This window comes from Nocardia sp. CA-128927 (assembly GCF_050955855.1).
Taxonomy (GTDB): domain Bacteria; phylum Actinomycetota; class Actinomycetes; order Mycobacteriales; family Mycobacteriaceae; genus Nocardia.
In genome coordinates this window covers 9,158,193-9,184,281 of sequence record NZ_CP192087.1, presented here as the reverse complement: position 1 = coordinate 9,184,281, position 26,089 = coordinate 9,158,193, and the positions used below count along the sequence as shown (strand labels likewise).

The following is a 26,089-nucleotide window of genomic DNA, read 5'->3' as shown; positions in this document are numbered from 1 at the left end:
TCAGGTTCGCGGCGCGTTGGTGCGCGAGGTCGGTGGGACGGCGGGCCCTGGTCTGCGGCGGGCGTCCAGCCGTGTGGCGAGGCAGCAGCCCGGTGACTACGGCAACCTCAGTCGGTTTCCGTTGCGGCGGTGCGGACTTCGACAACTCCGCTGCGATCGGTCGTCGGGTCGGCGGTGCCGCTCGGCTCGGCAGCCTGCGCACCGTTGGTGCTGAGGTCGGCGATGGCGTCGTGCTGATCGATATCGGTCCAACAAGCCGTCGGCTTCTTCATCCCGCGCAGCAGGATCGTTTCGTAGAGCGTCCATTTCGCGCGCTCGTGCGGTGCGGCATCCTCGATGGCGGAGCCGCTCACCAGGATTCGGCGCGGCACCTCTTTGGCCTCGGTGGTGAGGCGTGCGGCCTCGTTGACGGCGTCACCGATGACGGTGTACTCCAGCCGGGTGTCGGAGCCGATATCGCCCGCGAAGACCAGGCCGTGCGCGACACCGATGCCGATATCGAGTTCGCCCGCCGCAACCACTTCGTCCCGGATCCGGCGCGCCGCCCGCAGCGCGGGAGTCGCGTTGTCGCGCAAGGCGATCGGTGCACCGAAGATGCACAGCGCCGCATCGCCCTCGAACTTGTTGACCAGCCCGTTGTTCTCCTCGGTCGCCGAGACGACGGTCGCGAGCAGCCGGTTCAACTTGGCCACGAACTCCTCCGGCGGCAGCCCGGTGGACAGCTCGACCGACCCGGTCACGTCGACGAACAGCGCGGTCACCACCCGTACATCACCGGTCAGATCCAGCCCACCGGCCAGCGCGCGCTCGGCCACCTCGGTCCCGACGTGCCTACCGAATACGTCCCGCATCCGTTGCCGCTCACGCAGATTCGCGACCAGCTCGTTGACCGAGTTCTCCAACCGCCCGATCTCACTGGTGCTGCCCACCGGCACGCGCACGTCGAGATCACCCCGGGTAATGCGATCCAACGCCAGCCGCAACGTGCGCATCGGTGTGGCCACCGCGCGGGCCAGGAACGCGGTGGCCAACGCGCCGACGCCGAGACCGACCACCGAGAGGTAGATGGCGGTGCGCACCCGGTCGGCCGGGTCCGCCACCGGATTGCCGAGCACCACGATCAGCATCAACATCGGCAACGCCGCAGCCACCGCCCAGCTCACCACCACCCGGACCAGCACCGAGGAACTCCAGTGCATGGTCGGCCCGAGCACCGCGGCCACGATCGGAATGGTCGGCCGGATCAGCCGATCCACGATGAGGAAGGTCAGCCCCACCGATTCGATCCCGCCGAAGGTGAACAGGGCCGCGATCACCGCGGGATCGTTGTCCGGTGTCAACCGGATGAGCGACACGGTGGCCACGATGACGCCGGTGATCCACACCGCGAGCGCGCGCGTGGTGATGGCGATCGGCAGGCGAAGCAGCTGCCGCGCTTCGTCCTCGGTCGGTTTGCGTCCCTGATCGAGCCAGCCGAAATGGTGCGACCGGTCCCGGACCGCGAGCGCGACTCCGGCCAGGAAGCCGAGCGTGGGATAGATGCCGGCCAGCGCCACGTGCCGGATCCAGTCGGGGCCGAGCCTGCTGAGCGACCCGCTGAGCCACAGCTCGGTGATGATGACGGCCAGACCGCTGAGATTGGCGGTGATCACCACCGCCGCGAGACCGGCGCGAGCCTTGAGCGCCCAGATGACCAGCCGGGCGATCATGCCGTTCGCACGTCCACGATGGCCCGCCCGGGCAGTGCGACGCCACGAGCGGCAGTGACTAGGAACACGAACGAGCAGCTTAGCCGTTCGTGCTGGTCATCGGAGGACGACGAGCCACACCGCGACGTAGTGGGTGAGCGCGGCGAGCACCGTCGCGGCGTGGAAGAACTCGTGATGGCCGAAGACGGTCGGCCACGGGTTGGGCCACTTGGTGGCGTAGAGGATCGCGCCGCCGCTGTAGAACAGCCCGCCGACCAGCAGCAGGATCAGCGGTGCGATGCCGATCTGGCTGTTCAGCTGCCCGGCGACCGGCACGATCGCCCAGCCGAGCAACAGGTAGAGCGGCACGCCGACCCAGCGAGGAGCGGTGGGCCACAACAGTTTCAGCGCGACACCGGCCAGCGCGCCCGCCCACACCACGATCAGCAGTGTCTGCCCGGTGCGCCCGGGGAGACCCAGTAGCGCGAACGGCGTGTAGCTGCCCGCGATGAACAGGAAGATCATCGAGTGGTCCGCCCGCTTCATCCGGATGCGGGCCTGCGGGGTCGGCCAGGTCACCCGGTGATAGATCGCGCTGATGCCGAACAGCCCGCACACCGTCAGCCCGTAGACGGCGGTGGACCAGCCCGCGGTCGCCGAGATGGTGGCCGCCTTGGCGATCAGCACGATGACGGCGACGGCCGCGATGCCGACCGCCCAGGTGTGGATCCAGCCGCGCATCCGGGGCTTGCCGAGTGCCTCGACCGGCGACTCGGACCCCGAGCCGTCGACCACTCCGGTGTCGGTGGCGCCGACCGATTCGGACACGAGCTACCTCCTGGTTGAACTCACCGGTAACCTACGGAACCGTAGGTTACGGTCTCCCGTCACTGTACCGGGAGACCCGGTCGCTGCCGGGATCTCGCCCGTGGGGCGTAGGGTGGCCGCGTGGAGCTTCCGGTTCAGGTGCGGGGTTTGCCGTATCGCATCTACGAGGCCCGGCTCATGAAGCAGCTGGCCGGCAAACAACATCCCCGCCACGTCGCGGTGATGTGTGATGGTAATCGGCGGTGGGCGCGCGAGAACGGTTTCACCGACGTGAGCCACGGTCATCGGGTCGGCGCGGTGAAGATCGCCGAGCTGGTCGGCTGGTGTCAGGCCGAGGGCATCGAGATGGTCACCGTGTATCTGCTCTCCACGGAGAACCTGCAGCGCGATCCCGACGAGCTGGAGACGCTGTTCGAGGTGATCACCGACGTCGTCGAGGAACTGTCGGCACCGGAGCAGAACTGGAGCGTGCGGATCGTCGGCACGCTCGACGGATTCCCCGAGCTGATCGCCAAGCGCCTGCGCACCGCCGCCGAGCGGACCGAGGGAAACAGCGGCGTGCACGTGAACGTGGCCGTCGGCTACGGCGGCAGGCAGGAGATCACCGACGCGGTGCGCTCGCTGGTCCGCCAGGAGGTCGCCGCGGGCGAGACCGGCGAGGACCTCGTGCAATCGATCACCGTGAACGCCATCGGCCAGCACCTCTACACCTCCGGCCAGCCGGATCCGGATCTGGTCATCCGCACCTCCGGGGAACAGCGACTCTCCGGTTTCCTGCTGTGGCAGAGCGCATACTCGGAGATATGGTTCACCGAGGCATACTGGCCGGAATTCCGGCGCGTGGACTTCCTGCGGGCGTTGCGCGACTTCGCGGCACGGCATCGGCGCTTCGGCATCTGACACCCGCTCGGGGGCATCGGCACTGGGCGGTGGGTCGTGAGTGACCTCGACAGTCGTGCCGATGGACACCGGACCGCGCCGCCGACCGGCCCGGACTCCTACATCAGTTACGAGGACTTCGGGCGGCATTTCTTCGAGTACGCCGCCTCCGAACAGCGCATCCTCGGCGCCTTCGACCAGTTGACCGGCGCCGCCTTCGATTTCGGCCCCATCGGGGTCGGGCCAGGCAGGTTGGCGAAGGCGAGCGCACAGGTGCTGCTCGGCCAGGCCGAGGTGCGCCGCGATATCGACGAGGTGATCTCGTTCGCGCTGAAGATCCCGCTGAGCGTCGACATGCTCATCGATCTCGCGTTGGACAAGCATCGGTTCGAGGTCGACGGACACATCCATCTACACCTGACCGTGCGCGCTGCCGCGCCACTGCGCGTCGTCATCGACATCGCGACGCCGCGCTCCAGCGACGTCCGGATCAATGTGGCCACCGACACCATGCGCGGGCAACTGTTACGCATCTTCGCCAGCGTCGATCACGAAATTCGGCGATTCGTCGCCCGCTATATCGCCAAGGAGATCGAGAAACCGCACATTGCCGCGGCCCGCGATATCAATGTGGCCAAACGCCTCGACGAAGCATGGAAATTGTAAGCGGGATCACAATTTACGCAGTCGCAGCCTATTGATGCTGTGGTCGGCGTCCTTGCGTAACACGAGGGTGGCGCGGGGCCGGGTCGGCAGAATGTTCTCCACCAGATTCGGCCGGTTGGTGTTGTTCCAGATCTCCTGCGCGGCATGGGTCGCCTGCTCGTCGGTGAATCCGGAGTAGTGGTGGAAATGCGCGTTCGGGTTCGCGAAGGCGGTCTCGCGCAGCGCGAGAAACCTTTGCACGTACCAGTTCTCGATGTCCTCGATGCGGGCGTCGACGTAGATCGAGAAGTCGAACAGGTCCGAGACCATCAGGCGCGGCCCGGTCTGCAGCACGTTCAGGCCCTCGACGATGAGAATGTCGGGCTGGTGCACGCAGTGGAACTTGCCGGGCACGATGTCGTAGGAGATGTGCGAGTACACCGGCGCGCACACCTCGGCCGCGCCCGACTTCACCTCGGTGACGAATCGCAGCAGCTTGCGGCGGTCGTAGCTCTCCGGAAAGCCCTTGCGGTGCATGATGCCGCGGCGGGTGAGTTCGGCGGTGGGATAGAGGAATCCGTCGGTGGTGACCAGGTCGACCCGCGGATGGTGGTCCCAGCGGGCGAGCAGCGCCTGCAGCACGCGGGCGGTGGTGGACTTACCGACCGCGACGCTGCCCGCGACACCGATCACGAACGGCACCTGCTGATCGGGGTGCGTCTCGCCGAGGAAGGTCGCGGTCGCGGCGAACAACCGCTGGCGCGCGGCCACCTGGAGGTGGATGAGTCGAGCGAGCGGCAGATAGACCTCCGCGACTTCTTCGAGGTCGATCTGTTCGCCGAGACCGCGCAGGCCCCGCAGTTCTTCCTCGGTGAGCACCAGGGGAGTCGACTTTCGCAGTGTGCGCCACTGTTTCCGGTCGAATTCCACATACGGACTGGGCTCGCTCATTCGTCCCACTTACCCGACGCTCCAGTTCGGCAAACGCGTACACATACCGTGCCGGCTCCGTGTGATTCGGTCTAACTCTCGCCGCATAACCGAATTCTGCTCTGCGTCAACAGCGTGCGAAAAGCGGGGTACCGATAGCGGGGTAACCGAGTCGATGCTGAGCGCTTTTCGCCGGGTGAACGCGGGTCGGTATCGCGCGATTGTGCCGCGCACGGGCTCGCGGCGAGCGGCTAATGTCGGTCGGATGGCAGCGCATCCACTGGTGACCGAGTACCTGCGGCTCGGCTTGGCATTCGACCGGCTCGAAGACGGATTCGTCGACGCGTATACCGGCGATCCGGCCTTGCGCCGCGAAGTGGAGAACGCCCCCGCGCCGGAGCCGCGCCAGCTGGCCCGCCGGGCGGCCGAACTGCGGGCCGGATTGCCCGACGCGGGGCTGACCGCGGAGCGCAGCGAATTCCTGGACGTGCACCTGCGTGCACTGGAATGCTCCGGCCGCAAGTTCGCCGGGGACGACATCGGTTTCGTCGACGAGGTGCGCGCCTACTTCGACGTGGACATCGCACCCGGTGACGTCGAGGACTACCGGGACGCACACCGCCAGATGGACGAGGTCCTCGCCGGGGACGGCCCGCTGGCCGAACGGGTGGCCGCGCACCGCAAGGCCGACGAGATCCCGCCGGAGCGGTTGTCCGCCTGCGTCGAAGCCTTCTCCAGCGCCTTGCGCGAGCTGGTCCGTGACCGTTATCCGCTGCCCGACCACGAGCACATCACCTATGAGGTCGTCGGCGACAAGCCCTGGTCCGGCTTCAACTACTACCTCGGCAACTATCACTCCCGCGTCGCGATCAACTCCGACCTCAAACAACACATGGCGCACCTGCCGTCGCTGATCGCGCACGAGTCCTACCCGGGCCATCACGCCGAGCACTGCCGTAAAGAGGCCGGACTGGTCGCGGCGGGCCAGGCCGAACAGACGCTGTTCGTGGTGAACACGCCGCAGTGTCTGATGGCCGAGGGCCTCGCCGACCTGGCCTTGCGTTCCATCGTCGGCCCCGGCTGGGGCAAATGGGCCCAGGAGATCTACGCCGATCTCGGCCTGCGCTTCGACGGCGAACGCGCGGAACGACTTTCGACCGCATCGGCGAAACTGCTCAGCGTCCGCCAGGACGCGGCACTGCTGCTGCACGACCGGCACAGCAGCGAGGACGAGGTCGCCGGTTTCCTGCAAACTTGGAGCCTGACCACCCCGGAACGCGCCCGCCAATCCCTGCGCTTCCTGTCCTCCCCGCTCTGGCGTGCCTACATCTCCACCTACGTGGAGGGTTATCGCCTGCTCGGCGACTGGCTGGATCGCGCGGTCGACGCGGACGAGCGGGCCGACCGCTTCCGCCGGTTGCTGGACGAACCACTGACCCCGGGTGCGCTGCGGCGCTGACCCGGATTCGCACCCGCTGCCGGGCAGTGGCAGCGGGTGCGAATGCCCGAGGGCGATGGCGCGGCGGCGTGCCGTACGACGCGATCCCCTCCGGTTCGTGCCGGCCGAATGTCCGCGATGCCGCCTTCGCTGCGGAATTCGCCGCGCTACTGGATGACTGCGCAGTTCTGGCCGGAGGAGATGGTGCAGACGATCAGGGACAGCTGACGGAGCAGCCCTTCGAGCGGGTTGGTCGGTACCGAGATCAGGGTGAACATGTGACTCCTCGAGACGGGCCGTGGGTGGCCGATTTCACCTGTTAAACCGGTGCAATCGCGTCGTCTCGTTACGCCTCGCCGCGCCCCCAATGCAGGTGCCCCGAGTGGCGAGGGCAGGTCGGGAGCCCTGGTCGGTCAGGCGTCGGTGAAGGTGATGCGCACCGAGATCGCGTCGCTCTCCAGCGCTTTCATGACCCATTCCGCGGCCGATTCGGGCACCCGGCCCATGGCCATGCCGCGGGCACGGACGGTCACATCGTCATCGGGGACGAACGCGGCGGTGCCGGTGTGCCAGCGCTTGCCTTGGCGCAGGCGAACTTTCGGGTCGGCGGCGATATTGCGCGCCCAACCCGACCGGTACCCGTGCTGGGAGATCAGCCAGGCACCCTCGTCGTCGTACGCGACGGTGACCGGAATACGGCGTGGCTGGCCGGTTTTGGCGCCGGTGGTCTCCAATTCGGAGACGAACGCCGAGCGGATGCCGATGCGGTCGAGCAGGCTGACCGCGGGGTTGGCCAGGTAGCGGCCGATCAGGCGCTCGCGCCGGAATTTGCGGACAGCGGCGCTGGTGCTGCGTTCGGTCATGGCGAGGCTCCTTGTGGCTCAGCGGTTTCCGCGGAAGATGACGCAGGTGGTGGTGCCGTGCGCGACCAGCCGACCCTGCTCGTCGACGACGCGACCCTCGGCGGTCGCGGTGGTGCGGCCGACGTGGATGGTGGTGCCGGTGGCGGTGAGTCGCTGGCCGTTGGTCGGCGCGGACCGGATGTAGTTGACCTTCAGCTCGAGCGTGGTGTAGCCGACGCCCGCCTCGAGGGTGGAGTGCACCGCGCAGCCCATGACCGAATCGAGCAGGGTGGCGCAGATACCGCCGTGCGTGCTGCCGAGCGGGTTGGCGAAGTCGGGGCGGGTGCGCAGCCCGAACACCACCTTGCCCTGCTCGAGCAGGTCCACCTCCATGCCGAGCAGATCGCCGATGAACGGTGGGCGGTCGTCCATCGTCATCGCCGTCCGGAGCAGTTCCAGGCCCGACATCTGCGCGAGATCGATCGTGGTTTCCGACATGAATCCATCCTTTCGGTGAACCGATCGGTCCACATCTGTCATGATTGCAGCATGGACCGATCGGTTCACGCAACCGTGCTGGAGGAGAACCACGTGGCAAACCCGCGCGCCGCGTTCGTGCCGCCGCCAGCGGGCAGAATCGCCGGTCGGCCGCCGCGAGGTGGCGCGAATCAAAATGAGGCAGCGCTCGCCTGTCCGACGGGCACTGGGAACTTCGACCGGACCGGGGGTGCCGGATGACCACAGGACCACGCGCTCGACTGATCGAGAGCGCGATCGAACTGGTTCGCGAGCAAGGCGTGGCCGGCGCGGGTCTCACCGCGTTACTCGACCGCAGCAAAGCGTCGCGCAATTCGCTGTACCAGCACTTCCCGTCCGGCAAGAGCGAGCTGGTCGCGACGGCCACCACCATCGCCGGTGCCCGCCTCGCGGCCGTGATCGAGAAGATCACCCAATCGCGGCCGCCGCAGCGCTGGCTCGACGCCCTGATCGGCTGGTGGATCAGCGCGCTCGCGGCGAGCTCGTTCCAGGCGGGCTGCCCGATCGTCGGCGCCGCGCTCGCCGAATCCGAGCCCGACGTACAAGCCTCGGCCGGTGCGGTATTCGCCGACTGGCACGCACGACTCGGGACCGGCTTGGCCGAAGCGGGTCTGCCCGCCGAGGAGGCGAGCTCCTTCGCCAGCTTCGTGATCAGCGCGATGGAGGGCGCCATCGTGCAGTCGCGCGCGATGAAATCCACCCAGCCACTGACCGACGCGCAAAAGCAGCTCACCGTCCTGCTCGACCGCTACCTCCCACCTGCTGCCGACCGCTGACGGCCGCGCCAGGTTTGCCCGGAACCCCATGCCGAACAGCACAGTGCGGGCCCATAGACTGTGGCGGTGACGCAGACGACGGCCTCGGTCAATACTCAGTCTCTCGGTGAGCTCGATCCGGAGCTCGCCGCCGCGATGGCGGGTGAACTCGCCCGCGAACGCGACACCCTCGAGATGATCGCCTCGGAGAACTTCGTGCCGCGCGCGGTGCTGCAGGCCCAGGGCAGCGTGCTCACCAACAAGTACGCCGAGGGCTACCCGGGCCGCCGCTACTACGGCGGCTGCGAGCACGTCGACGTCGTCGAGACCCTCGCCCGCGACCGCGCAAAGGAACTCTTCGGCGCCGAATTCGCCAATGTGCAGCCGCATTCCGGCGCGCAGGCGAACGCCGCGGTGCTGATGGCGCTGATGAACCCGGGCGACAAGCTGCTCGGCCTCGATCTCGCGCACGGCGGTCACCTGACCCACGGCATGCGGCTGAACTTCTCCGGCAAGCTGTACGAGACGCACTTCTACGGTGTCAGCAAGGAAGACCACCGGATCGACATGGACGAGGTGCGCAACATCGCGCTCGAGGCTCGTCCGAAGGTGATCGTCGCAGGCTGGTCGGCCTACCCGCGGCAGCAGGACTTCGCCGCGTTCCGCGCGATCGCCGACGAGGTCGACGCCTACCTCTGGGTGGACATGGCGCACTTCGCCGGTCTGGTCGCGGCGGGCCTGCACCCCTCGCCGGTGCCGCACGCGCACGTCGTGTCCTCCACCGTGCACAAGACCCTCGGCGGCCCGCGCTCCGGCCTGATCCTGGCCAAGCAGGAATTCGCCAAGAAGCTCAACAGCGCGGTGTTCCCCGGCCAGCAGGGCGGCCCGCTCATGCACGCCATCGCCGCCAAGGCCGTCGCGTTCAAGATCGCCGCGGGTAGTGAGTTCAAGGACCGGCAGGAGCGCACCCTGTCCGGTGCCAAGATCCTGGCCGACCGGCTGACCGCGGCCGACGTCAAGGGCAAGGGCGTCAGCGTGCTCACCGGCGGCACCGACGTGCACCTGGTGCTCGTCGACCTGCGCAACTCCGAGCTCGACGGCCAGCAGGGCGAGGATCTGCTGCACGAGGTCGGAATCACGGTGAACCGCAACGCCGTTCCGTTCGACCCGCGTCCGCCGATGGTCACCTCCGGCCTGCGCATCGGCACCGCCGCCCTGGCCACCCGTGGCTTCGGCGATACCGAGTTCACCGAGGTCGCCGACATCATCGCCACCGCGCTCGCGGGTACGTCCGATGTCGACACGCTGCGTGGTCGGGTCACCAAGCTGGCGCAGAGTGTTCCGCTGTACGACGGTCTCGAGGACTGGCGTCTGCTGGGCTGAGTCTCCGCGAATCCTCGACGACGGGCTCGCACGATCCGGTGATCTGCCGGATGTGCGGGCCTGAGTCGTCTGCGTGTCGTCGGGTATCGGCGGGTTGCGATCCCGCTAGTGTTTGCGCGGATCACCCCTCGTCCGGTGGCGGGGGAGCGCAGTCTGAAGTTGTGCAGTTGCTCAGGTAGGTGACTCGACTCGACGCGGAGGCAACCTGGTGGTCGGCAGGCGTGTGGTCCGGGTGGTCTGCACGCTTTTGGTGCTCGCCGCAGGTGTGGTCGGTGCGTCGTCCGCGGCGGCGGAACCATCGGGGATCTATGTGTCGGTCGGGGAGTCGAGCGCGGCGGGACCCTTCATCGCGGACCAGATCTACCCGCTCGGATGCTTCCGGTCCGACCACAACTACGCGCACCTGACCGCCGAAGCACTCGGGCTGACCTTGCGTGACCCGGCATGTTCCGGCGCGAAGATCGCGAATATGTATGTGGCACAGCCACTGCCGTTCGGCGGCTCGAACATCCCGCAGATGGACGCGGTGACTCCGGATGCGACGATCGTGTCGGTGGATTTCGGCATCAACGACTACGCCGACGACGGCTGGACGGCCACCGCGCTGGTGCCGAAATTGGTTGCGCTGCTGGACGATATCAGTGCTCGCGCACCGCAGGCCGAGATCTTTGTAATGGGCAAGATCGAGCGGCTGCGCGCGGGTGGCTGCTTCCCGATAGTGCCCCTGCTGCCGTCGCAGGCCGACCAGATCTTCGCCGGTGTCGAAGCCGTCAACGAGGTGCTCGCTACTCAGGCGGCGGCGCACGGCGCGACATTCGTCGACGTCTACCCGGCAAGCGTCGGTCACGACGCCTGCGCGCCGGAGGACGTGCGCTGGGCCGAAGGCATCATCCCGAACTCGCCCGCACAACCGTTGCACGCCAACGCCGTTGGGCATCAGCATGAGGCGGCAATGCTCATCGAAGCGATCCGTCAGAACACCTGATTACGCCGACAGCACGGCATCTCCATACAGTTCATACCGAATCCATCCTGGCCTTGGCGCGGGCGATCGCCTCATCGAGGTAGCGGGTGATATCCGCGCTGGTGCCGGGGCGGATCATTAGGGCGCGGTTGGCGGGGACCTCGTAGTAGCGGCCGTCGGTGGTGTCGATCCAGCGGAGGCGGCCGGTGCGCAGCGGTTCGGCGTTGCGCGGGCCGAGCAGCACGGCGGCGATGCCGCGGGTGCCGCACGGTTGGCGCCAGAAGCGGCGGTAGCGATCCTTGACCTCGCTGGCGGGGGCGCTACCGAACAGATCGGGGCGTTCGTCGTTGAGATCGTCCAGCAGGAAGGACTTTTCGCCCGTGGTGCCCGCGGCGGTCTCCGGCAGCAGTCGCACCAGCTCGGTGGCTAGCTGGTCGACCCGGCAGCGGCGCAGCTGGACCCGGCCGCCGCTGGGGGCGGGGGTCTGCTGCGCGATCACGCCCGCTCCGCTCCGCGTTGCGCAGCCGAACGCCCGCATCTCGACGCCGTCGCGGGTGTTGTCGTGGCCGAAGAGCTCGATGCGCCAATCGGGTTGGGCGAGCACGGTGATCGCGCGGGACAGCGGGACCCGCTCGGGGCGGGCCAGCTCGTCGCGGAATTCCTGCTGGTAGGTCTGGTATTCCCGGAGGCCGGGGAAGCGGCTGGTGAAGCGGAACGGAAAGGGCAGGCGATCGAGGCCGGTGCCGAACCAGGCCGCCGCGAACTGCTCCGCCGACAGCGACCACTGCGCCGTCATTTCTCCCCGATCACCGGCGGCACAGTCTTTTCCACCTCGCCCAGCAGTTCCTTGGCGTGCTCCGCGGTGCGCAGGTAGCCGGGGGTCTTGTGTTCGCCGTTGTCCTCGCGCCCGCCGCGGGCACCGGGCGGAATCATGCCGGAATAGCCCGGCGAGCCGGGTGCGCCCGTTCGGCCGGCAGTGGTGACGGGCTGGGGCCCGGCCGCGCCGGGAGTGGTGGCGGGCAGCGGGGGGCGGGAGGTGCCGGGGCGTGGTTCGCTGTTCGGGCTCGACGAGGTGTTGGGCGCGGACGAACTGCTCGGGTGATCGACCATGCTCGGAGTGCCTGACCTGCTGGGTGTCCCGTTGAGCGCGGCAGACGGGACGGTCGTCGGTGTCGACGGCAGCGTCGTGGTGGGGAGTGCCGTCGTGATCGGGCTGGCCGAGATGGTCGGGGTGGTGGTCGGGGATTTCGGGGTGGTCGCCGCCGCGGTCGTCGAGGCGGGGGTGGTCGATGAGTTGTTGTTCTGATCTTGCGAAACAGATTGCGGAGCAGTCTCTTCCGTCGTCTTCTCGGTTTCGGGTGTGCCGGTGTCCGCCGATTCGTCGGCCTTGCCGGTCGGCGACTGCTTGCTGGAATCCTCAGTGCCGGAACCGTTGTCGGTGGGAGTCTTTCCGGGGTCAGGGCTCGTGCCCGGGCTCGGTTTCGGGTTCGTGCCTGGATCGATACTGCTGTCACCGCCGGGCGGTGGGGTGGAGGTCGGGCTGATCGGTGGCGGCAACGTCGGAATGGCGGGTGCAGTGGTTCCGTACGGCTGGATGTACTGCATGGTCATCTCGTCGCGGGCCTGCTCCTCGTTGGAGTTCCGCAGCTCCGGCCCGCGTGGATTGGTCGAGGTTTCCACCACCTCGGGCACCGACATCTTGAACTTCGCGGCCGCGCTCGCCGCCTGCGACAACGGCGTGCTCTGCGCGTTCAGCGTCTCACCGAAATCGCCGACCTGGGTCGCGTAGTCGCGGATGCCGCGCACCGCGTTGTCGGCCGCCTTGCCCTCCCAATGCTGTTCGACCGCCTGCTTGATGGCCGTCTCGAATTGGTGACCGGCATTCGTCACCGCCGTCGCGATCTTCGACCACGCGTCGAACGCGCTGTCGAGCCCGTCCGGGTTCATCTCGTCGGCCGCCTGCTTGATCTCCGCGTGCGTAAAGCTTTGCGCGTTCTCGGGATTGGTGATCGCGCGGCCGTCGGTCTGTTTCATGATCGCTCCCCCGTGGGGTTGTTCAGCTGCCCGCGGGCAGCAGTGGTGCGACTGCTTGGGCGATTTCGGTGGCGTTGTCGCAGGGCGACAGTTGGCGTGGGTGCTTGCCGGTCGGGTCGTCGACGAGGATGTAGAGCGAACCGGTCTTCATCTCGACATTGATCGTGCAGCCACCAGGCACGTCCGGCCTGGCCTCGTACCGCAGCGCCTTGCGATCACCGATCGAGATGTCCACGGCCGCAGCGAACTTCTCGCGTACCTGATCGAGGGTTCCGTTGGTGGTTTCGATGGTGAAGCCGTAACCGGCTTTGGTGACATAGCGGCAGCCCTTCCAGCTGATGCCGCCTGCACTGTTCTGTTTCGGCGAGGGTGGCAACGCATCCCATTGGTGCGCGCTGATGAACTGCGGTGTCAGCGCGGTACAGGGGTCGAAGGCCGCTTGCGGATTTGATCCCGTTGTCTTGGTGACGGACGGCGCGGTGGATGACGCGATGGTCGGTGTGCCACCTGGGTTTGCCTCGCCATCACATCCTGTCAGCAGAGCAGCCAGGGCGGCCGCGGCCACGAAAACGATTCGTGGCGAACGGCTCCCACGCTGGGCCAGGCTCATACGCTGATCTCCCGCAACTTCGCCGCGAATTCGGTATCGGTGCGCTGATAGGTCTCACAGATGGCCTTGAACATCGCCCTGATGTCCTCGACCACGGTGATGTAGTCGCTCAGGGTGTCGTAGGCATTGTTGGGTCCGCCGAATGCCTTCTCCCGGAACAGTTGTACGAGCTCGACGGCCGAGGACAGGCGTGGGTTGTCTTCGCCGAGTCCCCAGGACGTCTTCTCCCCGAGTTCACGCGCGTCGGTTCGGACACCGGTCAGCTGATTGATCAGCTCCTCGCACGCCTTGTCGATATCGACGAACCCCTGCGGATCCATCCGCACCTTCAATGCCCCGGACTTCGCATCCTCGATGTACCCGGGAAACGGGCTGTCCACCGCCATCACCGTCCCCTTTCATGAGTGCCTCTGACCCTATAGACGCGCCCCGCCCCGATTCGGTTCCATCGAAACACAGCGGATTGGCCGGTGCTGGCACATCGGCGGATCGACCCTGCGTACTGGTCGGCCTCGAATCGGTACGCGGGGTCGAAACTTCCGCGCGGCCAACGGTTTCAGTTGATCTCGGTGGCACCGACCATGCTGGGGTAATCGTGCAGGTCGATGTTGTTGGCGGCGCTGTCGGTGAACTTCATCATCAGCGTGAGCAGCCACGAGTTGAAGAACCAGTTGCGCATCTTGATGCCGCGCGCGGTCCGCGGCGCGAGGAACTTGCCCGCGTTGCTGTTGCCCGCGATCTTGGCGTAGCGCTTCATGATCTCGTTGTATCGAGCGAAGGCCACCTCGTAATCACCGTCGGCCACGGCGAGTTCGCCCGCGATGACGTACGCGCCGACCACTGCGAGCCCGGTTCCGAAGCCGCCCAGGGTATTTCCGTAGGCGGAATCGCCGATCAGGGCTACCCGTCCCTTGGTGTAGGTGCCGTTCAGGCGCACCTGGCTGAGCGAGTCGAGGTAGAAGTCGTTGAAGTCGTTCATTTCGGCGAGCGCCCGCGGCACGTCCCAGTTCACGTCGGCGAAGACCTCTTGGAGGATGCGCCGCTGTGCGGCGGTGTCGTCGCGTGAGTAGTCGAGCTCGGGCGAGGCGAACACGTAGAACTGCTGTGCCTTCGGGCCGCCGCTGACCGCGAGCTTGCCGGGGACGTTGTGGCCGTAGGCGATTACCCGCTCACGCGGTCCTGTTGACTCGGCGCTCCACGGGCTGGCCCCCGCGACGCAGTAGTAGTGCCCGAGGTACTTGACGAGGTCCTTTTCCGGCCCGAACGCGAGTTTCCGTACCCGGGAGTGGATTCCGTCGGCCCCGAAGACGAGGTCGAAGGTGCGGGCCGGGCCGTGCTCGAATTCGACGTACACGCCGTCGGACAGTTCGGTGAGCGCGCTGATCGAATCGCCGAACAGGTATTCGCAGTGCTCGGCGGTGCGCTTGTACATGATCTCGGACAGGTCACCGCGCAGGATTTCCACGTCACCGCCGGTGAAGTCGCCGGACATCACGGCGAGCTGCTTGCCGTCTTCGTCCACGAACACGGTGTCGGTGGTGCCGGTCCGGCGCTCCTTGATGTCGTCGAGGATGCCCATCCGCTCCAGCACGGTGAAGTGGGTCTGGCCCTTGAAGTCGACGGCCTGGCCGCCGGGCCGCAGCGCGGGCGCCCGCTCCACCACGGTGACGTCGAAGCCGTAGCGGTGCAGCCAGTAGGCGAGGGCCGGGCCCGCGATGCTGGCGCCGGAGATGAGGACGGTCTTGTTACGCATGGTGACTCCCTGAAGTCCGTATCTGCGTCCGATGGATTCTGTTTCCGTTGGACGCAGATCAGAGTATGGTAGACACAGTTTCGAGTCAAGCCGTTCTCCGGAAGGATTTGGTCATGCCGACGCCGACCACCATTCAGCTGCTCTGGGGCATTCAGCCGCGGCCCAAGCGCGGGCCGAAGCCCGCGCTCTCGCTGGCGGCGATCGTGGCCGAAGCGATCGCGATCGCCGACGCCGAAGGGCTCGCGAACCTGTCCATGCAGCGGCTTGCCGAGGCCCTCGGCTTCACCAAGATGTCGCTGTATCGGTACGTATCCGGCAAAGAGCAGCTGATCGCGTTGATGCTCGAGGCCGCGCTGGGCGTACCCCCGGACAACGCGGCGGCGAACCCTGATTCGCCCGAGGAACCATGGCGTGGCGCGTTGCGGCTATGGACCGAGACGATCTTCGCGCGGTTCAACGCGCATCCGTGGGCCACCGAGCTCACTACCGGTGTGCGCGCGCTCGGTCCCAACGAGATGGGCTGGATGGAGAGCGTGCTGGTCGCGCTGGCCGACACCGGTCTCAACGGCTCCGAACGACTCGACACCATCGTGTTGCTTACCGGCCACGCACGCAGTCTCGCTCAGCAATTGAAATCCGTCCCCGGCGACGACCCGACGGTGCAGTTCAACGAGCAGTTCACCGAGATGATGACCGCCGCGGGTGATCGTTATCCGGCCGTGCGCGCCGCTTTCGCCGAGGAAGCGGCGGCCGCGGGCGGCCCGCCATCCTCGGGCGGTCCCAACGACGCGCTGAACTTCGGCATTGATCGTGTGCTGGATGGGCTGGCTGTGCTGATCGCTCGACGCGCGGCGGGTTGATCGCGCGCGGACCTGACTCGCGGGACTGCCGCGCGACCCGGGTACGGCCTATCGTCGGAACATGACCCAGGATCTCGAACTACAGCAGGACGCGATCACCACGGTGCGGGAGTTCTTCGCCGCGCTCGAACTCGGCCCCGTCGACGCGGCGCTGGACTTGCTGCATCAGGACGTCGTGTGGAAGAACACCTCGTTGCCCGATTTGGGCGGCGGTTTGGCGCGCAAGGTACTGAAAGGCCTGGATCGGGACGCGCTCGGTTTCGCGGCCGAGATGCACCACATCGCCGCCGACGGCAACATCGTGCTCACCGACCGCACCGACATCCTGCGCTTCGGCCCGGTGCGGATCGCGTTCTGGGTGACCGGCACCTTCGAACTGCGCGACGGCCGAATCATCCTGTGGCACGACCACTTCAGCTGGGAGAACTTCCTGCGCGGCACCGCCGTCGGGCTCTTCCGCGCCGCCCTGTCGCGCAGCTGAACCACACCGGGCGGCCTCGCGCATCCGCGACCCGCAAGCGCTCCGAGCGGCAGCCTCAGTCCTGAATCTGCTGCTGTTCGAGGATCTTTCGCCACCGCTCGGCGGACTCGACCATGCGCTCAGTTGTGCTCGTTCAGGTAATCCAGATAGAACGGCCGCAACACCTCGGCGATCGCACCGTCGCCCGCGTGGATGTAGTCGTCGAGCATCGGCAGCACGTATTTGATGTCCGCCTCGCTCTCGCCCAGGTTCCCCGCGGCGGCCTCGGCGGCCGGGATCGAGGTGAGCAACCGCCACAGGAACTTCACGTCCCCGTGCCGCACGGCCAGCTTCACCGCGCGATCGTGCAGTTCCTTCGACGACAGCTTCTCTAGGTCCTCGTTACCGGCCATATCAGCGACTCTAACGGGCGCCACCGACCGGCGGCGCGGGCCCGGCCGTTCGGTCGGCGAGTGAGGTTAACGACAAATTCACGGACACGCCTACCTGTGCGGGAGCGGGGAAGCGTAGTTCGACGGTAGCGTCGATGGTGCGGGCCGCGGCGGTGTGGCTCGTACGGGAGGTCCTGACCGTGACTGAGTTGATCAGTACGAGGGGGCCGGCACCCGGCCCTCGTGGCATCTGACGGCAACGTCAGGTCCCATCAGGACGGACCGGTCCAGCGAGATCGTTCGTGCGGGTGCCGCGCGGACAAAGAGGAGCCCACCGTGACTGCTTCACGCTCCGTTCCCGCTCCCTCGGCGCAATCCCGTTCCGCGAAAGGCGGAACCGCCGCGAAGGGGGCACACCCCTCGCATTCCCCGGCCGATACCTTCGTCATCGACACTTCGGTCCTGTTGTCCGATCCTTGGGCGTTCACCCGGTTCGGCGAACACGACGTCGTGCTACCGCTGGTGGTCATCAGCGAACTCGAAGGCAAACGGCATCACCATGAACTGGGCTGGTTCGCGCGGGAAGCCCTGCGCAACCTGGACGATCTTCGCCTGCAGCACGGCAGGCTGGATCAGCAGGTGCCGATCGGCACCGAGGGTGGAACGCTGCAGGTGGAACTGAACCACACCGATCCCGCGGTCCTTCCGGTCGGATTCCGCACCGACACCAATGATTCCCGAATCCTGGCCTGTGCACTCAACCTGGCGGCCGAGGGCCGCCAGGTGGTGCTCGTGTCCAAGGACATTCCGCTACGGGTCAAAGCGAGTGCGGTGGGCTTGCAAGCCGACGAATACCACGCACAGGACGTCGTTACTTCCGGCTGGTCCGGAATGGTGGAACTCGACGTCAGCACGGCGCAGATCGACCAGCTCTACTCCGACTCCGTCCTCGATATCGATGACGCCCGGGAACTGCCCTGCCACACCGGAATCCGGTTGTTGGGTAGTAGCTCCAGCGCGCTCGGCCGGGTCACCCCGGACAAGCGGGTCCAGCTGGTGCGGGAACGCGAGGCGTTCGGCCTGCACGGCCGGTCCGCCGAGCAGCGCATCGCGTTGGATCTGCTGCTGGACGAGAGCATCGGCATCGTCTCGCTCGGCGGTCGGGCGGGCACCGGTAAATCCGCGCTCGCGCTGACCGCGGGCCTGGAGGCGGTGCTGGAGCGGCGAACTCAGCGAAAGGTGGTGGTCTTCCGTCCGCTCTACGCGGTCGGCGGCCAGGAGCTCGGCTACCTGCCGGGTAGTGAGAGCGAGAAGATGGGTCCGTGGGCCCAGGCGGTCTTCGACACGCTCGACGGACTGGCCAGTCGCGAGGTGATGGAGGAGGTGCTCGCCCGCGACATGCTGGAGGTGTTGCCGCTCACCCACATTCGTGGCCGGTCGCTGCACGATTCGTTTGTGATCGTCGACGAGGCACAGTCGCTGGAACGCAATGTGCTGTTGACGGTGCTCAGCCGGCTCGGCACGGGTTCGCGGGTGGTGCTCACTCACGATGTGGCGCAACGGGACAACCTGCGCGTCGGCCGGCACGACGGTGTCGCCGCGGTGATCGAGAAGCTCAAGGGTCACCCGTTGTTTGCTCACATCACGCTGACCCGCAGTGAGCGTTCGCCGATCGCGGCGCTCGTGACCGAGATGCTGGAGGAGTACGGCCCCAACGCCTGAGTTGGACGGTGTGTTTCCGCTCACAGTCGCGGGGTAACATCCCTGCGATAGCTGTTCGGTATGACCCGGCGTGTCCCTGGTGGATTCGCCGGGTCATTGCTGAACATCGGCCTAGGCTGCCAGCGGCGTCACCGAGTCGGCGACGTCCTCGGTAGCCACTTTCGAGAGGATGGAAATGCACCACTTCGCTCGACGAACGGCTGGATACACTGCCCTGCTCGCTGCAGCAGGCCTGATCGTCGCCGGCTGCAGCAAGGACGACGACAAGAACGACAACAACGCGGCGGCGTCCGTCACGGCCACTTCGGCCGCGATGCAGCACGGCGAGGAGCACGCCTCGGGTGCCGCAGAGGAGACCAAGATCGCCACGCAGCGTGGTGACATGACCGTCTCCGGCGCGATTTTCGACAAGTACGTGCAGTCCGGCGGCCCGGCCGGCGCGCTCGGCGCTCCGTTGGAGGCGCAGGAGTCCGGCCCCGAGGAGGGCAAGTACCAGGACTTCGTCGGCGGCACGGTGTACAAGGCCAAGGACGGCGAGGCGCACATCGTCTGGGGCGAGATCCGCAAGGCGTGGGAAGACAACGGCGGCGCCATGGGCAAGCTCGGCTACCCGACCAGCGACGAGAAGGACATCGCCGGCGGCAAGGAGAGCGACTTCTCCGGTGGCACCATCACCTGGGTCGACGGCAAGACGACTGTCACGCCGAAGCAGTAGTCGGTGCGGCGTCCGGGACGGCCTCGCCAGTCCCGGACGCCCGTCCAGTCTCATTCCGAAAATCCCCGGATTCCGGGGCCAACCGCTAGGTTGTCTAGGTGCAAACTCTCTTGACCGATCGCGAGTTGCTCGAATCCCTCGCGCTGGACGTGGAATCCATTCTGCGCCGTCACATCGACGCCGCCGACGGATGGCAGCCGCACGACTTCGTACCCTGGGACGACGGTCGCAACTTCGCGTTCCTCAGCGGAACCGACTGGGCGCCGGAGCAGTCCGAGCTCAGTGACGTCGCCAAGCTGGCGCTGACCGTCAGCGTGCTGATCGCGGACAACCTGCCCTCGTATCACCGCGAGCTCGGCAAGTACCTGCGCACCGGCGCGTGGTGGCGCTGGGTCGGCCGGTGGACCGCCGAGGAGAACCGCCACGAGATCCTGATCCGCAACTTCCTCATGACGACCAGGGCAGTCGACCCGGTCGAGCTGGAACGGATGCGGATGGCCAACATGACCACCGGTTTCCGTCGCCCCGGCATGCACCTGCTCGACGTGCTGGCCGCCTGCGCGTTCGAAGAGCTCGCCGCCGCGATCCGGCATCGCAACACCGCCGCGCTCGACGAGAGTCCGATGGTCACCGCGATCGCCGAGCGCATCGCGATCGATGACGAGCTGCAGGCGGTCGTCTTCGCCGAGCTGGTCGAGGCCGGTCTGAACGTGGCGCCGGATCAGGCGATGCGCGCCATCGCCGATCAGGTCGCCGGTTTCGTGGTGCCGTCGGTGACGCTGGCCGACGGGCGCAACAGTGACGACGTGCTCGCCGAGGCCGGGATCTACGATCCGGCCAAGCAGGACGAGCTGGTTTTCAAGCCGCTGCTGCAGCGGTGGAACGTCTTCACCCGGACGGATCTGGGCGAAGAGGGCGAGAAGGCCCGCGAAGAACTCGCGCATCTGCGCTGAATTACTCCCGGTCGGCGCGTGGATGCACCGCGCCGACCGGATTCTTTTTCTTGCGCCGCGAAAGTGTGATGAAACACACGTGGCATTGCTCGCGATTAGCTGAGTACATCCGCAATGCGCGGAAGCAAGAAAGGAAAGAATCATGATTGCTGCAATTGTTGGCGGGCTCGTCGCCCTGGTCGGTCTAGGCGCGACTGCATTCCTCGCGGCACTCGGCATCTTTTTGTGATGCCCGGCGCGGGTATGCCGACTTCGGCTGACATACCCGCGCACACGCTCGTTCGGGCGTCACGTTGGAACCGAGGGTGTCCAACGTGACGCCCGACATAGCGTCGAAAGTAACTGCTATTTCTTGTCTTTCACCTTCGCCATCGACAGCACATCCAACCGCCGGTCGAGTTCTTCCTCGGTGAGCTTCTCATCGAGCAGGCCGCGATCGATAACCGTCTGGCGAATTGTCTTCTTCTGCTTCAACGCTTCCTTGGCGACGGCAGCCGCTTCCTCGTAGCCGATTGCCGAATTCAATGGCGTCACAATGGACGGCGACGATTCCGCCAACGTGCGCAGATGATCGACATTGGCGACCAGCCCGCGCACACACCTGTCCGCGAAGAGCCGGGAAACATTGGCCAGCAAGCGAATCGACTCGAGCAGATTCCGCGCCATTACCGGGATATAGACATTCAACTCGAAGGCGCCGTTCGCGCCGCCGAACGTGACCGCGGCGTCGTTACCGATCACCTGCGCCGCGACCTGCGTGACCGCCTCGGGCAGCACCGGATTCACCTTGCCGGGCATGATCGAACTGCCGGGCTGCAGATCCGGCAGCTGGAGCTCGCCGAGACCGGTCAGCGGGCCCGAGCCCATCCAGCGGATGTCATTGGCGATCTTGGTGAGGCTCACCGCGACCGTGCGCACCGCGCCCGACGCCTCGACCAGTCCATCGCGCGCCGCCTGCGCCTCGAAGTGATCCTCCGCCTCGCGCAGCGCGTCGAGACCGGTCGAGCGGACCAGCTCCGCGACGACCTTGCCACCGAAACCATCGGGCGCGTTGAGCCCGGTGCCGACGGCGGTGCCGCCGATGGGCAGCTCACCGAGGCGAGGCAGCGTCGCCATCAAGCGATCGATGCTCGCGGCGATCTGCCGGGTGTAGCCGCCGAACTCCTGACCGAGGGTCACCGGCACGGCGTCCATCAGATGGGTGCGGCCCGACTTGACCACCGTCCGCCACTCGGTCGACTTGTCCAGCAGCGCGAGCCGCAGGTGCTCCAGCGCGGGAACCAGGTCGGTGATGACCGCCTCGGTGGCGGCCAGGTGCACGGCGGTGGGGAAGGTGTCATTGGACGACTGCGACATGTTCACGTCGTCGTTCGGGTGCACGGTGACGCCGTTCGCCTTGGCGATCGAGGCGATGACCTCGTTGGCGTTCATGTTCGAGCTGGTGCCCGAGCCGGTCTGGAACACATCGATCGGGAACTGCTCGTCGTGCTTGCCCTCGGCGATCTCGTTCGCCGCGGCGACGATGGCATCGGCCTTGGCCGGGTCGAGCAGGCCGAGATCCCGATTCACCTTGGCGCAGGCGGCTTTCAGCAGGCCGAGCGCGCGGATCTGCGCGCGCTCCAGGCCGCGTCCGCTGATCGGGAAGTTCTCCACGGCCCGCTGGGTCTGCGCTCGCCACAGCGCGTCCACCGGAACGCGGACCTCGCCCATGGTGTCGTGCTCGATGCGGTACTGCGTCTCCTCGGTCATGATTTCGACCCTATGCCGCACCACGCGGCCGTGGGGCTGCCACGCCTGTAGTGATTCGCACACGCGGTCGGCGGAATAGAAAAGACGCGCAGGCGGAATGCCTGCGCGTCTCTACGGGGTCGTTGCCGGATCAGGGCAGCGGCGGCACCGCGTGCTCGTCGCCGATGAAATCGACCGAGGAGTACTCGCGCAGCTTGGTGAGGCGGTGGTAGGCGTCGATCATCCGGACGGTGCCGGACTTGGAGCGCATCACGATCGACTGGGTGGACGCGCCGCCGCCGTAGTAGCGGACGCCGCGCAGCAGATCGCCGTCGGTGACGCCGGTCGCGCAGAAGAAGACGTTGTCGCCGGCCACCAGGTCCTCGGTGGTGAGCACGCGATCGAGATCGTGGCCCGCGTCGATCGCCTTCTGCCGCTCGTCGTCGTCGGTGGGGGCCAGCATGCCCTGCAGTTCGCCACCCATACAGCGCATCGCGGCGGCGGCGATGATGCCCTCGGGGGTGCCGCCGACGCCGACCAGGATGTCGGTGCCGGAATCGGGGCGGGCTGCGGCGATGGCGCCCGCGACGTCGCCGTCGGAGATGAGGCGGATGCGCGCGCCCGCGTCACGAACCTCCTGGATCAGCCCGGCGTGCCGGGGCCGGTCCAGGATGCAGACGGTCAGATCCGACTTCGACAGGCTCTTGGCCTTCGCGACCCGGCGGATGTTCTCGCCGATCGGGACGGAGATATCGATCACGTCGGCGGCGTCCGGGCCGACCGCGATCTTGCTCATGTAGAACACCGCGGACGGGTCGAACATCGCGCCGCGCTGGGCGACCGCGAGCACCGCGATGGCGCCGGGCGAGCCCTTCGACATCAGCGTGGTGCCGTCCACCGGGTCGACCGCGAAGTCGACCTCGGGACCGGTACCGTCACCCACCAGCTCGCCGTTGAACAGCATGGGCGCTTCGTCCTTCTCGCCCTCGCCGATGACAACGATGCCGCGCATGGACACCGAGTTCACCAGCTGCCGCATCGCGTCGACGGCGGCGCCGTCGCCCCCCTCCTTGTCGCCGCGGCCGACCCACCGGCCAGCGGCCATCGCACCGGCCTCGGTGACGCGGACCAGCTCTAGCGCGAGGTTGCGGTCCGGCGCCTCGCGGCGGCTCGGTGTCGGGGAAGATGCCGTCATTGCGGGGTGCCTCCTGTGCGTCGGTACAGAATTCGATGCGCCGCACGCGGGGTCCTCCGTGGTTACACAAGCTGCCGCCTCCGGCCCTGACCGCGCGCGACGGTCCGGACGATTGTCTCACTCGAACTGAGACGGCCGTACACCCTGCTCGCCGGATCGGGGTGCGAGCTGGAGCACCCGACGCGCGAGTGGATACTGAGTGCGTGTCCCCACAAAAGCCACGCATCATGAACGACTACCGAGATCTGTTCTGGTCACTGATCCCGCTCGTGTTGATCGCCGTGGTTTTCGCGGGCCTCGCGAGCCAATGCAGTTTCGCCGCAAAGGGTCCGACGCAGGGACAGATTCCCCACTTCGACGTCAAAGCGGCGCTGACCTCCGACGCGCGCAGCCTGCCGTTCCCCATCCGGAACCCGGCCGTGCCCGCCGACTGGACCCCCAACTCCGGCAGCCGCGAGAACATCAGCGGCACCGGCGGCGGACCGATCAGCACTGTCGGCTATATCACTGGCCACGGCTCCTACATGCGCTTCAGCCAGAGCAACGCGACCGAGGAGATGATGTCGCGGTTCGTCCTCGGCTCCCGCTACGCCACCGGCACCGAGCAGATCGGCGATCAGAAGTGGATCGTCTACTCCGAGCCCAGCTCGGAATCGGCCTGGGTCGCCGACCTCGGCCAGTCGCGCGTGCTGATTACCGGTGCGGGGCAGCGCGACTCGTTCGTCACGCTGGCCCAGGCCATCGCCGCGGTGCAGCCGATCAAACCCTGATCCGCTAGCGGTGGCTGACCACGTTGACGATGGTGCCGCTCGGATCGCGGACGAAGAAGCGGCGGACGCCCCACTGCTCGTCGGTCAGCGGATAGATGATGTCGGCGCCAGCCGCGGTCATCGCCTCGTGCACCGCATCCACGTCATCGACCTCGACGCTCATGTTCGGCTGTAGCTTCTCCGCGCCGGGGCCGACCAGCAGCACCTGGGCGGTGGGGTTGGACGGCGAGGCCATGGTGACGACCCAGCCGAGGTCCATCGCCTCTTCGAAGCCGAGCAGCTTGTAGAAGTCGCGGCTGCGCTCGATGTCGGTGGTGCGGATGTCCGGCGTGGCCCGGCGGATCGTCATTTCTCGTCCTCGAGGTCGGTGCGCGAGAGTGCGTCCTCGACGCGCTTTCTGGCACCGGCCAGGTGTTCCTCGCAGCGGTTGGCCAGCGCCTCCCCACGCTCCCACAGGGCGAGCGACTCGTCCAGGTCGAGGCCGCCCTGCTCGAGCATCTTCACCACGTTGACCAGTTCATCGCGGGCGCGCTCGTAGCCGAAGGTGGCGATCTCAGCCATATCGGTCTCGGCATCCCGGGGGTTGGCAGTCGGCGGAGCCGACGGGGCGGGTGAATAACTGCCGGGCTCGGCCAAGGTCAGCTCCTCCTTGTTTCGGTGTCTTCGGTGGGTCGGGTGCCAAGTGCCTGAGTACCGAGCGCGGCTGCGGAGATGGCGCCGTCGGCGACCCTGATGCGCAGCTGGCTGCCCGCGGGCGCGTCCGCGATCGTGCGGACCACGTGCCGTTCGGTACCAGCGACGCGCTGCACGACAGCGTAGCCACGAGCCAGGGTGGCGGCCGGGCCCACCGCGGTCAGCTTCTCGCGCAGGTGCCGGGTCGCGGTGTCCTCGGTGCGGATGGCCTGCGCGGCGGTGCGCCGGGCGGACGCCCGCAGGCGCTCGATTTCCTCACGGCGCCGGTCGATTTCGCGCAGCGGGTCGGCGAGCACGGGACGCGAACGCAACTGGGTGAGCGCGCGGGTTTCCCGATCGACCCAGCCGCGCAACGCGGCGGCGGAGCGGGCGCGCATATCGCGCACCCCGGCCAATTCCGCTGCGGCGTCGGGCACAACGCGTTTCGCGGCATCGGTGGGGGTGGCCGCGCGCAGGTCGGCGACCAGATCGCTGAGCGGGTTGTCCGGCTCGTGCCCGATCGCGCTCACGATCGGGGTGGTCGCGGCGACGATGGCGCGGCACAGCGCCTCGTCGGAGAACGGCAGCAGGTCCTCGACGCTGCCGCCGCCGCGGGCGAGCACGATCACGTCGACGGCCGGGTCGCGGTCGAGCTGTGTCAGCGCCTCCAGCATCTGCGGCACCGCGCTCGGTCCCTGCACCGCGGTGTTGCGGATCTCGAAACGCACTGCGGGCCAGCGATTTCTGGCCACGGTCAGGACGTCGCGTTCGGCGGCGCTCGCGCGGCCGGTGATCAGGCCGATGGTCTCGGGCAGGAAAGGGATCGGCCGCTTGAGCCGAGGATCGAAGAGCCCCTCGGCGGCGAGCAGGGCCTTGAGCCGCTCGATCCGGGCGAGCAGCTCACCGATGCCGACCGGGCGAATCTCGATGACGCGCAAGGACAGTGTGCCGCGGCCGGTGAAGAACGACAGCTTGCCGTAGACCACGACCCGGCTGCCCTCCTGCAGCGGGATCGGGGACTTGCGGATCAGATCCGGGTCGCAGGTCACCGAGAGCGACATGTCCGCGGACGGGTCGCGCAGCACCAGGAACGCGGTGCGGGTGCCCGGTCGCAGGTTGATCTGGGTGATCTGGCCCTCGACCCAGATGCTGCCGAGCCGGTCGATCCACTGCGCGACCTTGATCGCGACGGACCGGACCGGATACGGCTGCTCGGCGGAGTTCGCCGTGGCAGCGGAATTTGCGGGTGCACCGGCGGCCTGCGTTTGCGGTTCGCCGGTGCGCTCGGGTTGACCGGTCACCCGGCCAACCGTCGACGGAGGTATGCCTGGGGGCG

General features: G+C 67.2%; 28 protein-coding genes. 12 read left to right on the top strand and 16 right to left on the bottom strand.

What is annotated here, in order from left to right:
• Positions 1-107: 107 nt before the first annotated feature.
• Both ACQPW1_RS42750 and trhA read right to left on the bottom strand, forming a co-directional pair.
• Complete coding sequence (locus ACQPW1_RS42750; RefSeq protein WP_433659043.1) at positions 108-1,709, bottom strand: adenylate/guanylate cyclase domain-containing protein; 1,602 nt, start codon at positions 1,707-1,709, stop codon at positions 108-110.
• A 96-nt stretch (positions 1,710-1,805) separates the two neighbouring features.
• A complete protein-coding gene (gene trhA, locus ACQPW1_RS42745) occupies positions 1,806-2,429 on the bottom strand; it encodes a PAQR family membrane homeostasis protein TrhA (RefSeq protein ID WP_433665498.1) in 624 nt (207 codons plus the stop codon).
• Between the two features lie 207 nt (positions 2,430-2,636).
• On the opposite strand from trhA, the gene ACQPW1_RS42740 reads away from it, so the two are divergent.
• On the top strand, positions 2,637-3,416 hold the full coding sequence (locus ACQPW1_RS42740) for an isoprenyl transferase (protein ID WP_433659041.1): 780 nt from the start codon (positions 2,637-2,639) through the stop codon (positions 3,414-3,416).
• Between the two features lie 102 nt (positions 3,417-3,518).
• Positions 3,519-4,061, top strand: a complete 543-nt coding sequence (locus ACQPW1_RS42735) for a hypothetical protein (RefSeq protein WP_433665497.1) — start codon at positions 3,519-3,521, stop codon at positions 4,059-4,061.
• A 6-nt stretch (positions 4,062-4,067) separates the two neighbouring features.
• Here the strand turns inward: ACQPW1_RS42735 and coaA are convergent, their stop codons facing one another.
• Complete coding sequence (coaA, locus tag ACQPW1_RS42730) at positions 4,068-5,000, bottom strand: type I pantothenate kinase (protein ID WP_433659039.1); 933 nt, start codon at positions 4,998-5,000, stop codon at positions 4,068-4,070.
• 235 nt (positions 5,001-5,235) lie between these two features.
• Between coaA and ACQPW1_RS42725 the strand changes: the two genes are divergently transcribed.
• Positions 5,236-6,429 (top strand): DUF885 domain-containing protein, encoded by a 1,194-nt coding sequence (locus tag ACQPW1_RS42725; protein ID WP_433659038.1) that lies wholly within the window; start codon positions 5,236-5,238, stop codon positions 6,427-6,429.
• A 392-nt stretch (positions 6,430-6,821) separates the two neighbouring features.
• Here ACQPW1_RS42725 and ACQPW1_RS42720 read toward each other — a convergent pair whose 3' ends face one another.
• Positions 6,822-7,271: a nitroreductase family deazaflavin-dependent oxidoreductase gene (locus ACQPW1_RS42720; RefSeq protein WP_433659036.1), complete on the bottom strand. Its 450-nt coding sequence runs from the start codon at positions 7,269-7,271 to the stop codon at positions 6,822-6,824.
• Positions 7,272-7,289: 18 nt separating this feature from the next.
• Positions 7,290-7,748 carry a PaaI family thioesterase gene (locus ACQPW1_RS42715; RefSeq protein ID WP_433659034.1) on the bottom strand — a complete coding sequence of 153 codons (459 nt, stop codon included), beginning with the start codon at positions 7,746-7,748 and terminating at the stop codon, positions 7,290-7,292.
• 236 nt (positions 7,749-7,984) lie between these two features.
• On the opposite strand from ACQPW1_RS42715, the gene ACQPW1_RS42710 reads away from it, so the two are divergent.
• The 3 genes from ACQPW1_RS42710 (at position 7,985) to ACQPW1_RS42700 (ending at position 10,910) form a co-directional block, all read left to right on the top strand.
• Positions 7,985-8,563: a TetR/AcrR family transcriptional regulator gene (locus ACQPW1_RS42710; RefSeq protein WP_433659032.1), complete on the top strand. Its 579-nt coding sequence runs from the start codon at positions 7,985-7,987 to the stop codon at positions 8,561-8,563.
• A 66-nt stretch (positions 8,564-8,629) separates the two neighbouring features.
• On the top strand, positions 8,630-9,925 hold the full coding sequence (glyA, locus tag ACQPW1_RS42705) for a serine hydroxymethyltransferase (RefSeq protein WP_433659030.1): 1,296 nt from the start codon (positions 8,630-8,632) through the stop codon (positions 9,923-9,925).
• A gap of 208 nt (positions 9,926-10,133) precedes the next feature.
• Positions 10,134-10,910 carry an SGNH/GDSL hydrolase family protein gene (locus tag ACQPW1_RS42700; RefSeq protein ID WP_433659028.1) on the top strand — a complete coding sequence of 259 codons (777 nt, stop codon included), beginning with the start codon at positions 10,134-10,136 and terminating at the stop codon, positions 10,908-10,910.
• 31 nt (positions 10,911-10,941) lie between these two features.
• Here the strand turns inward: ACQPW1_RS42700 and ACQPW1_RS42695 are convergent, their stop codons facing one another.
• From ACQPW1_RS42695 to ACQPW1_RS42675, 5 genes are all read right to left on the bottom strand, one after another.
• Positions 10,942-11,685: an ESX secretion-associated protein EspG gene (locus tag ACQPW1_RS42695; RefSeq protein ID WP_433659026.1), complete on the bottom strand. Its 744-nt coding sequence runs from the start codon at positions 11,683-11,685 to the stop codon at positions 10,942-10,944.
• Positions 11,682-12,923, bottom strand: coding sequence for a hypothetical protein (locus tag ACQPW1_RS42690; protein WP_433659024.1), 1,242 nt, complete (start codon positions 12,921-12,923; stop codon positions 11,682-11,684). The genes ACQPW1_RS42695 and ACQPW1_RS42690 overlap by 4 nt, the downstream gene beginning before the upstream one ends.
• 22 nt (positions 12,924-12,945) lie before the next feature.
• Complete coding sequence (locus ACQPW1_RS42685) at positions 12,946-13,533, bottom strand: DUF3558 domain-containing protein (protein WP_433659023.1); 588 nt, start codon at positions 13,531-13,533, stop codon at positions 12,946-12,948.
• Positions 13,530-13,919, bottom strand: coding sequence for a hypothetical protein (locus ACQPW1_RS42680; protein ID WP_433659021.1), 390 nt, complete (start codon positions 13,917-13,919; stop codon positions 13,530-13,532). Before ACQPW1_RS42680 ends, ACQPW1_RS42685 begins: the two co-directional genes overlap by 4 nt.
• A gap of 170 nt (positions 13,920-14,089) precedes the next feature.
• Complete coding sequence (locus tag ACQPW1_RS42675; RefSeq protein WP_433659019.1) at positions 14,090-15,286, bottom strand: FAD-dependent monooxygenase; 1,197 nt, start codon at positions 15,284-15,286, stop codon at positions 14,090-14,092.
• Positions 15,287-15,399: 113 nt separating this feature from the next.
• On the opposite strand from ACQPW1_RS42675, the gene ACQPW1_RS42670 reads away from it, so the two are divergent.
• Positions 15,400-16,146, top strand: coding sequence for a TetR/AcrR family transcriptional regulator (locus tag ACQPW1_RS42670; protein ID WP_433659017.1), 747 nt, complete (start codon positions 15,400-15,402; stop codon positions 16,144-16,146).
• Positions 16,147-16,207: 61 nt separating this feature from the next.
• The gene (locus ACQPW1_RS42665) at positions 16,208-16,627 is read left to right on the top strand and encodes a limonene-1,2-epoxide hydrolase family protein (protein ID WP_433659015.1); all 420 of its coding nucleotides are present in this window, start codon (positions 16,208-16,210) and stop codon (positions 16,625-16,627) included.
• Positions 16,628-16,746: 119 nt separating this feature from the next.
• Here the strand turns inward: ACQPW1_RS42665 and ACQPW1_RS42660 are convergent, their stop codons facing one another.
• Positions 16,747-17,019, bottom strand: a complete 273-nt coding sequence (locus tag ACQPW1_RS42660; protein WP_433659013.1) for a hypothetical protein — start codon at positions 17,017-17,019, stop codon at positions 16,747-16,749.
• Positions 17,020-17,334: 315 nt separating this feature from the next.
• Between ACQPW1_RS42660 and ACQPW1_RS42655 the strand changes: the two genes are divergently transcribed.
• The 3 genes from ACQPW1_RS42655 to ACQPW1_RS42645 all read left to right on the top strand — a co-directional run bounded on the left by ACQPW1_RS42655 (position 17,335) and on the right by ACQPW1_RS42645 (position 20,388).
• Positions 17,335-18,720 (top strand): PhoH family protein, encoded by a 1,386-nt coding sequence (locus tag ACQPW1_RS42655; protein WP_150402248.1) that lies wholly within the window; start codon positions 17,335-17,337, stop codon positions 18,718-18,720.
• Positions 18,721-18,895: 175 nt separating this feature from the next.
• Complete coding sequence (locus ACQPW1_RS42650; RefSeq protein WP_433659010.1) at positions 18,896-19,435, top strand: LGFP repeat-containing protein; 540 nt, start codon at positions 18,896-18,898, stop codon at positions 19,433-19,435.
• 98 nt (positions 19,436-19,533) lie between these two features.
• Positions 19,534-20,388 (top strand): acyl-ACP desaturase, encoded by an 855-nt coding sequence (locus tag ACQPW1_RS42645; RefSeq protein ID WP_433659008.1) that lies wholly within the window; start codon positions 19,534-19,536, stop codon positions 20,386-20,388.
• Positions 20,389-20,733: 345 nt separating this feature from the next.
• On the opposite strand, the gene ACQPW1_RS42640 is transcribed toward ACQPW1_RS42645, so the two are convergent.
• Positions 20,734-22,137, bottom strand: coding sequence for a class II fumarate hydratase (locus tag ACQPW1_RS42640; RefSeq protein WP_433659006.1), 1,404 nt, complete (start codon positions 22,135-22,137; stop codon positions 20,734-20,736).
• A 130-nt stretch (positions 22,138-22,267) separates the two neighbouring features.
• Positions 22,268-23,311, bottom strand: a complete 1,044-nt coding sequence (gene glpX, locus ACQPW1_RS42635; protein ID WP_150402252.1) for a class II fructose-bisphosphatase — start codon at positions 23,309-23,311, stop codon at positions 22,268-22,270.
• 227 nt (positions 23,312-23,538) lie between these two features.
• On the opposite strand from glpX, the gene ACQPW1_RS42630 reads away from it, so the two are divergent.
• Positions 23,539-24,081 (top strand): DUF4245 domain-containing protein, encoded by a 543-nt coding sequence (locus ACQPW1_RS42630; protein ID WP_433659004.1) that lies wholly within the window; start codon positions 23,539-23,541, stop codon positions 24,079-24,081.
• Positions 24,082-24,085: 4 nt separating this feature from the next.
• Here the strand turns inward: ACQPW1_RS42630 and ACQPW1_RS42625 are convergent, their stop codons facing one another.
• From ACQPW1_RS42625 to xseA, 3 genes are all read right to left on the bottom strand, one after another.
• Positions 24,086-24,430: a VOC family protein gene (locus ACQPW1_RS42625; RefSeq protein WP_433659002.1), complete on the bottom strand. Its 345-nt coding sequence runs from the start codon at positions 24,428-24,430 to the stop codon at positions 24,086-24,088.
• The gene (locus tag ACQPW1_RS42620; RefSeq protein ID WP_433659000.1) at positions 24,427-24,642 is read right to left on the bottom strand and encodes an exodeoxyribonuclease VII small subunit; all 216 of its coding nucleotides are present in this window, start codon (positions 24,640-24,642) and stop codon (positions 24,427-24,429) included. Before ACQPW1_RS42620 ends, ACQPW1_RS42625 begins: the two co-directional genes overlap by 4 nt.
• Before the next feature lie 77 nt (positions 24,643-24,719).
• Positions 24,720-26,054, bottom strand: a complete 1,335-nt coding sequence (gene xseA / locus ACQPW1_RS42615; RefSeq protein ID WP_433658998.1) for an exodeoxyribonuclease VII large subunit — start codon at positions 26,052-26,054, stop codon at positions 24,720-24,722.
• Between the last annotated feature and the right edge of the window lie 35 nt (positions 26,055-26,089).

Coding starts and splice junctions, on each gene's coding strand:
- ACQPW1_RS42620 (WP_433659000.1), bottom strand. CDS start 24,642: ATGGCTGAGATCGCCACCTTCGGCTACGAGCGCGCCCGCGATGAACTG.
- ACQPW1_RS42670 (WP_433659017.1), top strand. CDS start 15,400: ATGCCGACGCCGACCACCATTCAGCTGCTCTGGGGCATTCAGCCGCGG.
- ACQPW1_RS42660 (WP_433659013.1), bottom strand. CDS start 17,019: ATGGCCGGTAACGAGGACCTAGAGAAGCTGTCGTCGAAGGAACTGCAC.
- ACQPW1_RS42725 (WP_433659038.1), top strand. CDS start 5,236: ATGGCAGCGCATCCACTGGTGACCGAGTACCTGCGGCTCGGCTTGGCA.
- ACQPW1_RS42650 (WP_433659010.1), top strand. CDS start 18,896: ATGCACCACTTCGCTCGACGAACGGCTGGATACACTGCCCTGCTCGCT.
- ACQPW1_RS42625 (WP_433659002.1), bottom strand. CDS start 24,430: ATGACGATCCGCCGGGCCACGCCGGACATCCGCACCACCGACATCGAG.
- ACQPW1_RS42720 (WP_433659036.1), bottom strand. CDS start 7,271: ATGACCGAACGCAGCACCAGCGCCGCTGTCCGCAAATTCCGGCGCGAG.
- ACQPW1_RS42680 (WP_433659021.1), bottom strand. CDS start 13,919: ATGGCGGTGGACAGCCCGTTTCCCGGGTACATCGAGGATGCGAAGTCC.
- ACQPW1_RS42710 (WP_433659032.1), top strand. CDS start 7,985: ATGACCACAGGACCACGCGCTCGACTGATCGAGAGCGCGATCGAACTG.
- ACQPW1_RS42630 (WP_433659004.1), top strand. CDS start 23,539: ATGAACGACTACCGAGATCTGTTCTGGTCACTGATCCCGCTCGTGTTG.
- ACQPW1_RS42685 (WP_433659023.1), bottom strand. CDS start 13,533: ATGAGCCTGGCCCAGCGTGGGAGCCGTTCGCCACGAATCGTTTTCGTG.
- ACQPW1_RS42750 (WP_433659043.1), bottom strand. CDS start 1,709: ATGATCGCCCGGCTGGTCATCTGGGCGCTCAAGGCTCGCGCCGGTCTC.
- ACQPW1_RS42690 (WP_433659024.1), bottom strand. CDS start 12,923: ATGAAACAGACCGACGGCCGCGCGATCACCAATCCCGAGAACGCGCAA.
- ACQPW1_RS42695 (WP_433659026.1), bottom strand. CDS start 11,685: ATGACGGCGCAGTGGTCGCTGTCGGCGGAGCAGTTCGCGGCGGCCTGG.
- ACQPW1_RS42715 (WP_433659034.1), bottom strand. CDS start 7,748: ATGTCGGAAACCACGATCGATCTCGCGCAGATGTCGGGCCTGGAACTG.
- trhA (WP_433665498.1), bottom strand. CDS start 2,429: ATGCGCGGCTGGATCCACACCTGGGCGGTCGGCATCGCGGCCGTCGCC.
- ACQPW1_RS42675 (WP_433659019.1), bottom strand. CDS start 15,286: ATGCGTAACAAGACCGTCCTCATCTCCGGCGCCAGCATCGCGGGCCCG.
- ACQPW1_RS42640 (WP_433659006.1), bottom strand. CDS start 22,137: ATGACCGAGGAGACGCAGTACCGCATCGAGCACGACACCATGGGCGAG.
- glpX (WP_150402252.1), bottom strand. CDS start 23,311: ATGACGGCATCTTCCCCGACACCGAGCCGCCGCGAGGCGCCGGACCGC.
- ACQPW1_RS42665 (WP_433659015.1), top strand. CDS start 16,208: ATGACCCAGGATCTCGAACTACAGCAGGACGCGATCACCACGGTGCGG.